The following is a 6,981-nucleotide window of genomic DNA, read 5'->3' on the forward strand; positions in this document are numbered from 1 at the left end:
TGCCCATGCAGGGCATCGCCCGCGATCCCAAGGGCGACACCACCGCCATGGTGGTCGGCAAGGACAACAAGGTCGAAGTGCGCCCGGTCAAGGTCAGCCGCGCGGTTGGCAGCAAGTGGCTGGTCGAGGATGGCTTGAAGCCGGGCGACAAGGTCATCGTCGAAGGCCTGCAGAAGATCCAGCCGGGCATGCCCGTGCAGGCCACCGAGATGGGCGCCGCGCCGGCCAAGCCGGCCACGCCGGCGGCACCGGCGGCGCCGGCCGACAAGCAGTAAGCGGAGAATCCAATGGCTCGTTATTTTATTGATCGCCCCATCTTCGCGTGGGTGATTGCGATCATCATCATGCTCGCCGGTGCGCTGGCCGTGGTGAAGCTGCCCGTCTCCATGTACCCCGAAGTGGCCCCGCCCGCGGTCGAAATCAGCGCCACCTACCCGGGTGCGTCGGCCAAGGTGGTGGAAGACTCGGTGACCCAGATCATCGAGCAGAACATGAAGGGCATCGATGGCCTGATCTACTTCTCCTCCAACAGCTCGGCCAATGGCCAGGCCACCATCACCCTTACCTTCGAGAGCGGGACCAACCCGGACATCGCGCAGGTGCAGGTGCAGAACAAGCTGCAGCTGGCCATGCCGCTGCTGCCGCAGGAAGTGCAGCGGCAGGGCATCAACGTGGCCAAGTCGAGCAGCGGCTTCCTGCAGGTCATCGGCTTTGTGTCCAACGACGGCAGCATGGACGCCAACGACATCTCCGACTACGTCGGCTCCAATGTCGTGGACCCGCTCAGCCGCGTGCCGGGCGTGGGCAACATCCAGGTGTTCGGTGGCAAGTACGCCATGCGCATCTGGCTGGACCCCAACAAGCTGCACACCTACAAGCTGTCGGTGGATGAAGTGACCGCGGCGATCACCGCGCAGAACGCGCAGGTCGCCATCGGCCAGCTCGGCGGCGCGCCGTCGGTGAAGGGCCAGCAGCTCAACGCCACCATCAACGCGCAGGACCGCCTGCAGACCCCCGAACAGTTCCGCAACATCCTGGTCCGTGGCGGCACCGACGGCAGCGAGCTGCGCCTGGGTGACGTTGCCCGCGTGGAACTGGGGGCGGAAAGCTACGACTTCGTCACTCGCTACAACGGCAAGCCGTCCACCGGTATCGCCATCACCCTGGCCACCGGCGCCAACGCGCTGGACACCGCCAACGGCGTGCGCGCCGCGCTGGAGGACATGAAGTCCAACTTCCCGGCCGGGCTGGAATCGGTGGTGCCGTATGACACCACCCCGTTCGTGCAGGTCTCGATCAAGGGTGTCATCAAGACCCTGATCGAAGCGATCGTGCTGGTGTTCGTGGTGATGTACCTGTTCCTGCAGAACTTCCGCGCCACCCTGATTCCCACCATCGCGGTACCGGTGGTGCTGCTGGGTACGTTCGGCATCCTGGCCGCGCTGGGCTTCTCGATCAACATGCTGACCATGTTCGCCATGGTGCTGGCGATCGGCCTGCTGGTCGATGACGCCATCGTGGTGGTGGAGAACGTCGAACGCATCATGTCCGAAGAGGGGCTGTCGCCGCTGGAGGCCACCCGCAAGTCGATGGGCCAGATCACCGGCGCGCTGGTGGGTATCGGCCTGGTGCTGTCGGCGGTATTCGTGCCGATGGCCTTCATGAGCGGTGCCACCGGCGTCATCTACCGGCAGTTCTCGGCGACCATCGTGTCGGCCATGGCGCTGTCGGTGCTGGTGGCCATCGTGCTCACCCCGGCGCTGTGCGCCACCATGCTCAAGCCGCTGAAGAAGGGCGAGCACCACGTGGCGCACAAGGGCTGGTCGGGCCGCTTCTTCGGCGGCTTCAACCGCGGCTTCGACCGCTCCAGCGAAACCTACCAGCGCGGCGTCAAGGGCATCCTGGCCCGGCCGTGGCGCTTCATGTCGATCTTCGCGGTGCTGGCATTGGTGATGGGCCTGTTGTTCATGCGCCTGCCCAGCTCGTTCCTGCCCAACGAAGACCAGGGCATCCTGATGGCGCTGGTGCAGACCCCGGTCGGCGCTACCCAGGAACGCACCCTGGAAGCGATGTACCAGCTGGAAGAGCACTTCCTGAAGAACGAAACCGAGGCGGTCGAGTCGGTGTTCTCGGTGCAGGGCTTCAGCTTCGCCGGCATGGGCCAGAACGCGGGCATGTCCTTCATCAAGCTCAAGGACTGGAAGGAGCGCGACGCCGACCAGGGCGTGGGGCCGATCACCGGCCGCGCGATGGGTGCACTGGGCCAGATCAAGGACGCCTTCATCTTCGCCTTCCCGCCGCCGGCCATGCCGGAGCTGGGCATCGGTTCGGGCTACACCTTCTTCCTGAAGGACACCAGCGGGCAGGGCCACGAGGCGTTGCTCAACGCACGCAACCAGCTGCTGGGCGGCGCAGGCGGCAGCAAGCTGCTGGCCAACGTGCGTCCCAACGGCCAGGAAGACACCCCGCAGCTGCGCATCGACGTGGACGTGGAGAAGGCCAATGCACTCGGCCTGTCGGTGGCGTCGATCAACAACACGCTGGCCACCGCGTGGGGCAGCAGCTACATCGATGACTTCATCGACCGTGGCCGGGTCAAGCGCGTGTACGTGCAGTCCGATGCGGATTTCCGGATGAACCCGGACGACTTCAACGTGTGGTCGGTGAAGAACAGCCAGGGCGAGATGGTGCCGTTCAGTGCCTTCGCCTCCAAGCGCTGGGACTACGGTTCGCCGCGCCTGGAGCGCTACAACGGTGTGTCGGCCATGGAAATCCAGGGCGAGCCGGCCCCGGGCGTGGCCTCGGGCGATGCCATGGTGGAAATCGAGCGCCTCGCCAAGGACCTGCCACCGGGCTTCGAGATCGAATGGACCGCGTTGTCCTACCAGGAACGCCAGGCCGGTTCGCAGACGCCGCTGTTGTACACGCTGTCGCTGCTGATCGTGTTCCTGTGCCTGGCCGCGTTGTATGAAAGCTGGAGCGTGCCGACCTCGGTGCTGCTGGTAGCCCCGCTGGGCATCCTCGGCGCGGTGCTGGCCAACACCATGCGCGGCATGGAACGCGACATCTACTTCCAGGTGGCCATGCTCACCACGGTGGGCCTGACCAGCAAGAACGCGATCCTGATCGTGGAGTTCGCCAAGGAAAACCTGGAGAAGGGCGCCGGCCTGATCGAGGCCACCATGCATGCCGTGCGCGACCGTCTGCGCCCGATCATCATGACCTCCCTGGCCTTCGGCCTGGGCGTGCTGCCGTTGGCGATCGCCTCCGGTGCTGGCTCCGGCGCGCAGCGCGCGATCGGTACCGGCGTGCTCGGCGGCATGGTGGTGGGCACCGTGCTGGGCGTGTTCTTCATCCCGCTGTTCTTCGTGGTGGTGCAGCGCCTGTTCAACCGCAAGCTGCGCGCGGCCGGGGCATCCCCGCAGGCCGGCACGCAACACAACGGCACTACGCCGGAAGGTGACACCCATGAGTAAGGCATCCTCCCTGCTGGCCCTCGCCGTGGCTGCGGCGCTGTCCGGCTGCGCCACGCTGGTGCCGTCCAGCACCGAGGTCGCCCCGGCGATCCCGGCGCAGTGGCCGGCCACCACCAGCGGCACGTCCGCGGCCACCGTCGAGGTGGCCGACATCGGCTGGCGCGAGTTCTTCGTCGACCCGCGCCTGCAGGCGGTGATCGCCCAGTCGCTGGACAACAACCGCGACCTGCGCGTGGCCGTGCTCAACGTCGAAAAGGCGCGGGCGCAGTACCGCATCCAGCGCGCCGACCGCGTGCCCGCCCTTGGCGTGCAGGGGCAGATGACCCGCACCGGCGGCGATGCCCCGGTGACCGAGCAGTTCAGCGCGAACCTGGGCGTGGTCGAGTTCGAGCTGGACCTGTTCGGCCGCGTCCGCAACCTGAGCCAGGCGGCGTTGCAGCAGTACTTCAGCGAAGCGGCCAACCGCCGCAGCGCGCAGCTCAGCCTGGTGGCCGAAGTGGCCAATGCCTGGCTGACGCTGGGCGCGGACAACGAACAGCTGCGCATCGCCCAGGCCACCCTGGCCAGCTATGAAGACTCGCTGCGGCTGGCCGAGGCGCGCCACCAGCTCGGTGGCGCATCGTCGCTGGAACTCAGCCAGACCCGCACCCTGGTGGAAACCGCGCGCACCGACGTAGCCCGCTTTGCCGGGCAGGTGGCGCAGGACCGCAACGCGCTGGTGCTGCTGGCCGGTGGTCCGGTCGATGACACCCTGTTGCCGGCCACCGAAGTCACCGAAGTCGCGGCGGTGCGGCCGCTGCCGGCCGGCGTGTCCGGCGAGGTGCTGCTGCGTCGCCCCGACGTGATGGCCGCCGAGCACACGCTGCTGTCGGCCAATGCCAACATCGGGGCGGCACGCGCGGCGTTCTTCCCGTCGATCAGCCTGACCGGCAGCATCGGGTCGGCGTCGTCGGAGCTGTCCAACCTGTTCGACAGCGGCACCCGTGCGTGGAGCTTCGTGCCCACGCTGAACCTGCCGATCTTCCAGGGCGGCAAGCTGCGCGCCAACCTGGGCGTGGCCACCGCCAACCGCGATATCGCGCTGGCGCAGTACGAGAAGGCCATCCAGTCGGGCTTCCGCGAGGCGGCGGATGCTCTGGCCCTCAACGACAGTCTGGATGCGCAGCTGGCCTCGCAGCAGGCCCTGATGGCGGCCGCCACGCAGGCGCAGACGCTGTCGCAGGCGCGCTACGACGCGGGGCTGGACAGCTTCGTGACCCTGCTGGATGCGCGGCGCACGGCTTATACCGCGCGCAAGTCGCTGGTCAGCACGCAGCTGGCGCAGCAGTCCAACCAGGTCGCGCTGTACAAGGTGCTGGGTGGCGGCTGGCACGAACGCAGCTGAGCGGGGCGCGCAACGCGGTGCGGCGCGCGCAGCGCGGTAGGGCCGACCGTTGGTCGGCTGGCCTTTCCCACGAGCGGATGGCAGCCGACTAACAGTCGGCTCTACCGGTCATCGTCGTGGTCATCAACGCGCTCATGACTGCGGTTCATCCGTCCGGTCGTTGCGTTGGTCGTCCTTGCGCCCGTCGCCATGGCAGCGGCGGGCACGTTCCAGCGCATCGCCGGCTTCGCGGGCCATGCGCTCGTATTCGCCGCGGATCTCTTCCAGTCGCTCTTCATCGAGCTCTTCCAGGTCGAGCAGTTCGTTGTTGGCCTCGGCCGTGGCCCGGATCAGCTCATCGAGCTTGATCTGCACCGCCGCCGCGTCGGCGTTCTGGCTGTGCTGGATCAGGAACACCATCAGGAAGGTGATGATGGTGGTGCCGGTGTTGATCACCAGCTGCCACGTATCGTTGAATTTGAAGATGGGGCCGCTGAGTGCCCACAGAACCACGATGGACACGGCGGCAAGGAACGTCCAGGGCGTTCCCGCTGCATAGGCCGCCTTTTTGGCGACCAGGTTGAACACACTTCGAAGGCTCATGCGGCACGGCAGGGTAGCAACGGGACCCCATCATTGGCGCCGTGCCGTGTACGCGCCGTGCAGCGTGCTCAGGCGCGTGCGGCACCCAGGCGTGGGCGCGTGGCCACGTCGTGGCGGCTGGCCAGGTACACATGTTCCCAGCAGGATTCGACGAACGCGCGGGCCTGCTCTTCGCTCAGGCGCGGCATGATCTGCAGCGCGTACTGGGTCTGGAACGCTTCATCGCGCTGCTCGTCGCTCGCGCGCGGCTGGGTGATGAGCGAATCGCAGGCGAACTTGATCCACGGCACGTAGTGGCCGAACGACCCGGTGCCCGTGCCAAGGTTGCCGTCGGCGTGGCGCTGGCGCCAGTACGCCACTTCGGCGTCTACGTCGATCACGGCAGGGATGGAAAGCTGGGCGGAAGACATGGTGGCATCGATATGCAGGGAGGGAGTTTTGCAAGAGTGCGTAAAGCGCAGTGCATGCGATGTCATTGTGGCGTCGACTCCGCGTGGCGATCCTGGCTGACATTGTCAGCGCAGCGGTCGCCCAGCAATTGCGCATGATCGACCACGCCCAGCTGCTCGGCCAACGTGGCCAGCTGGTTGCAGACGTCGATGCGCCGGTGGGGATGGGCGTTGGTCAGTGCGTTCTGGATGGCCTGGTAGGCGGTCCAGAACGGCGCGGAGTTCTGGTAGGCGGCGTAATGCACCTGCAGTTGTTCCCAGGCAGTGGCCAGCGCGGGATCCATGGCGGCGGTGCGGCGTATTCGGGCATTCATGACGTCTCCTCGACGCTGCTGCCCCCTGTGCATCCACCATAGGCGGTCGCTGTGCACGGTTTGTTAGTGCAGCGTCGTCGCGCGGTGCCGCAGGTGTGGACACTGCGGTGCATGAGGACGCGCATACGCTGCTGGCACAGCGTGTTCACCCGGCACACCGGAACTGAAGCGTTCAGAACCGAACGTGCTGCGACCGGGTGCCGCAGCACGCTGCAGGCGCAGTGGAAGGGGTCAACCCACGGCGCGACACCCGGCGATCACTCGCCGATGTCTTCGTTCCAGACCTCTGGATGGGCCGAGATGAAGCCGCCCAGCAGATCGATGCAGGCCTGGCTCTGCATGTCGATCACCTTGACCCCGTTCTCGCGCAGCCACTCGATGCCGCCCTGGAAGGTGACCGACTCGCCCACCACCACGGTGCCGATGTTGAACTGGCGCACCAGCCCGCTGCAGTACCAGCACGGGGCCAGCGTGGTGACCATGATGGTGTCCTGGTAGCGGCGCTGGCGGCCGGCCTTGCGGAACGCATCGGTTTCCCCGTGTACGGACGGGTCGCCTTCCTGCACGCGGCGGTTGTGGCCGCAGCCTAGCAGGCGGCCGTCGTTGTGGTACAGGGCAGCGCCGATCGGGATGCCGCCTTCGGCCAGGCCCTGGCGGGCCTCGGCAATGGCGGTTTCAAGCAGGGCGGCGTAGTCGGGGGTGGTGATCATGGGCGGTCCGTAAGCATCTGGACCGCCATGATAGTGGCCGCCAGCGGCTTCGGCACCGGCCGGCAC

7 protein-coding genes are annotated in these 6,981 nt (G+C 66.9%); 3 read left to right on the forward strand and 4 right to left on the reverse strand.

Annotated features, from left to right (window positions below):
* From DBR34_RS15040 to DBR34_RS15050, 3 genes are all read left to right on the forward strand, one after another.
* Positions 1 to 275: HlyD family secretion protein (locus DBR34_RS15040; protein WP_181394028.1), on the forward strand; the 275-nt coding region annotated here is incomplete at its 5' end.
* Positions 276 to 287: 12 nt separating this feature from the next.
* Positions 288 to 3,476 (forward strand): multidrug efflux RND transporter permease subunit SmeE, encoded by a 3,189-nt coding sequence (gene smeE / locus DBR34_RS15045; RefSeq protein ID WP_128097396.1) that lies wholly within the window; start codon positions 288 to 290, stop codon positions 3,474 to 3,476.
* Positions 3,469 to 4,860: an efflux transporter outer membrane subunit gene (locus DBR34_RS15050; protein WP_128097397.1), complete on the forward strand. Its 1,392-nt coding sequence runs from the start codon at positions 3,469 to 3,471 to the stop codon at positions 4,858 to 4,860. Before smeE ends, DBR34_RS15050 begins: the two co-directional genes overlap by 8 nt.
* Before the next feature lie 132 nt (positions 4,861 to 4,992).
* Here DBR34_RS15050 and DBR34_RS15055 read toward each other — a convergent pair whose 3' ends face one another.
* The 4 genes from DBR34_RS15055 to DBR34_RS15070 form a co-directional block, all read right to left on the reverse strand.
* Positions 4,993 to 5,442, reverse strand: a complete 450-nt coding sequence (locus DBR34_RS15055) for a low affinity iron permease family protein (RefSeq protein WP_128097398.1) — start codon at positions 5,440 to 5,442, stop codon at positions 4,993 to 4,995.
* Positions 5,443 to 5,510: 68 nt separating this feature from the next.
* A complete protein-coding gene (locus DBR34_RS15060; protein ID WP_128097399.1) occupies positions 5,511 to 5,852 on the reverse strand; it encodes a hypothetical protein in 342 nt (113 codons plus the stop codon).
* Between the two features lie 62 nt (positions 5,853 to 5,914).
* Positions 5,915 to 6,205: a hypothetical protein gene (locus DBR34_RS15065; protein ID WP_128097400.1), complete on the reverse strand. Its 291-nt coding sequence runs from the start codon at positions 6,203 to 6,205 to the stop codon at positions 5,915 to 5,917.
* 257 nt (positions 6,206 to 6,462) lie between these two features.
* Positions 6,463 to 6,915, reverse strand: a complete 453-nt coding sequence (locus DBR34_RS15070) for a nucleoside deaminase (RefSeq protein WP_019186053.1) — start codon at positions 6,913 to 6,915, stop codon at positions 6,463 to 6,465.
* Between the last annotated feature and the right edge of the window lie 66 nt (positions 6,916 to 6,981).

The sequence above is a fragment of the Stenotrophomonas sp. HMWF003 genome, assembly GCF_003061285.1.
GTDB classification, from domain to species: Bacteria; Pseudomonadota; Gammaproteobacteria; order Xanthomonadales; family Xanthomonadaceae; genus Stenotrophomonas; species Stenotrophomonas maltophilia_AP.